Origin of the sequence: Phycicoccus flavus, from assembly GCF_004025965.2 — a bacterium.
Lineage (GTDB): Bacteria > Actinomycetota > Actinomycetes > Actinomycetales > Dermatophilaceae > Phycicoccus > Phycicoccus flavus.
Genome location: NZ_SAYU02000138.1, coordinates 1 through 2,046 on the forward strand (window position 1 = coordinate 1; position 2,046 = coordinate 2,046).

At 72.3% G+C, this 2,046-nt stretch carries 3 protein-coding genes; 2 read left to right on the plus strand and 1 reads right to left on the minus strand.

Features of this window, described 5'->3' with window-relative positions:
• The first annotated feature begins 123 nt into the window (after positions 1–123).
• The gene (locus tag EPD83_RS20140) at positions 124–771 is read left to right on the plus strand and encodes an MBL fold metallo-hydrolase (RefSeq protein WP_165567070.1); all 648 of its coding nucleotides are present in this window, start codon (positions 124–126) and stop codon (positions 769–771) included.
• Positions 772–797: 26 nt separating this feature from the next.
• Positions 798–1,211, plus strand: a complete 414-nt coding sequence (locus EPD83_RS20145) for a hypothetical protein (RefSeq protein ID WP_165567071.1) — start codon at positions 798–800, stop codon at positions 1,209–1,211.
• Here the strand turns inward: EPD83_RS20145 and ppgK are convergent.
• Complete coding sequence (gene ppgK, locus EPD83_RS20150; RefSeq protein WP_128365896.1) at positions 1,201–1,992, minus strand: polyphosphate--glucose phosphotransferase; 792 nt, start codon at positions 1,990–1,992, stop codon at positions 1,201–1,203. The genes EPD83_RS20145 and ppgK overlap by 11 nt on opposite strands.
• Between the last annotated feature and the right edge of the window lie 54 nt (positions 1,993–2,046).

Consider the following 2,046-nt stretch of genomic DNA (forward strand, 5'->3'; position numbering starts at 1 on the left):
TCGAGGCGGCCGCGGGGGTCGTCGACGCCGCCGTCCCGGCCCGGGACCGCGCCGAGGAGCCGGCCGCCCGCGCCCACGACGACAGCGAGCCCGCCATCGGGTGAGCGGGGCTAGCGTGGGTGGATGCAGATCACCCACCTCGGACACTCCTGCCTGCTCGTCGAGATGGCCGGCTCCCGGGTCCTCATCGACCCCGGCGCGTTCAGCGAGGACTTCACCGGCCTGCGCGACCTCGACGCCGTCATCGTCACCCACCAGCACCCCGACCACCTCGACGCCGACCGCGTGCCGGCGCTGCTCTCGGGCAACCCGGACGCCCGGGTCCTCACCGACCCCGGCAGCGTCGACGTGCTCGCCGGCCTGGGCGTCGAGGCACAGACGCACGACGGCGTCACCGAGGTCGGCGGCGTGCGGGTGACGCCGGTCGGGCGTACCCACGCCCTCATCCACGACGACGTCCCCCGCATCCCCAACGTCGGGGTGCGCCTCGACGCCGACGGCGAGCCGTCGCTCTACCATCCCGGCGACGCGCTGGACGCCGACCCCGGGGAGGTCGACGTGCTCGCCTTCCCGCTCATGGCTCCGTGGGCCCGCAGCCGCGACATGACTGGGTTCCTCCGCCGGCTCGGGGCGCCGCGGGCGGTCCCGATCCACGACGCGCTGCTGAAGGAGGCCGGGCGCAACCTCTACCTCGGGCAGGCGCGTGACCTGGGCAGCGAGCGCACGGAGATCGTCGACCTCGCCGGGCGGGGCGCGGTGACCTTCGAGTGACGTCGCGACCGGCGGGCTCGACGGAGGTGGCCCCCGAGGAGGTGGTCTTCGTCGAGGAGCTCCGGCAGCTCGGGGTGACTGTCCACGGTGTCCACCAGATCCGTGAGCCCGCCGCACGTGCCGATGTGCGGGACGTGATCTTCGACCACCTCGGGCGCGACTACTCCGACTATGTGCGGGGCCGTCTGGCGGGTGTCCTGGGCGGCCCCTGGATCGGCGACGACGAGTTCGACCGCCTCGTGACGGCCTACCGCTCCGAGGCGTCGGACCACGTGCGCGAGCAGCTGGCGGACTCGGTCGCCCGCTCGGCCGGCGGGCGGCTGGACCAGGTCGTGCCGCTGATCGGGGTTCGCACGCGAACCTTCGGGTTCGCGCACGTTCGGAGGGTGCGCGTACCCGAAGGTTCCGGGATCAGGCGAGAAAGTTGGGTCAGGCGGTGACGTGGCCCCGCAGTTGCTTGCGGCGGGTCTGCGCGGACGTGGCGAGCACGGCGGCGCCGATGATGCCGGCCTTGTTCCGCAGCTGCGCCGGGATGATCGGCGTGCGGATGTCGAGCAGCGGCAGGAACTGGTCGGAGTCCTTGGAGATCCCGCCGCCGACGACGAAGAGGTCCGGCCACATGAGGTCCTCGAGCGCCCGGTAGTACTTCTGCAGCCGCTCCGCCCACTCCGGGTAGCTGAGGTCCTCGCGGGTCTTGGCCGAGCTCGCGGTCCGCGGCTCGGCGTCCGAGCCGTCGATCTCGATGTGACCGAGCTCGGAGTTCGGGACCAGGACGCCCTCGTTGAAGATCGCCGTCCCGATGCCGGTGCCGAGGGTCGTGAGGATGACGAGCCCCTCGTGCCCGGCGGCGGCGCCGTAGTTGAGCTCGCCGACCCCGGCGGCGTCGGCGTCGTTGACGACGACGACGTCGTGCTGCAGCCGGTCCTCCAGCAGCTTCTCGATGTCGCAGCCGATCCACGACTTGTCGATGTTCGCCGCGGTCTTCACGACCCCGTGCTGGACGACACCGGGGATCGTCACCCCGATGGGGGAGTCGCTGCGGACCTCGTCGAAGTGGTCGACGATCTGCGCGATGACGTCGCAGACGGCCTCGGGCGTCGAGACCGCGGGGGTCTCGATGCGCAGCCGCTTCTGCGCGAACGCGCCGGCGTCGAGGTCGACCGGCGCCCCCTTGATGCCGCTGCCGCCGACGTCGATGCCCAACGGGTGTCCGGTGCTCATGCTGCGTCTCCCAGGGTGAGGATCTCCGGCCCGTCCTCGGTGACGAGCAGGGTG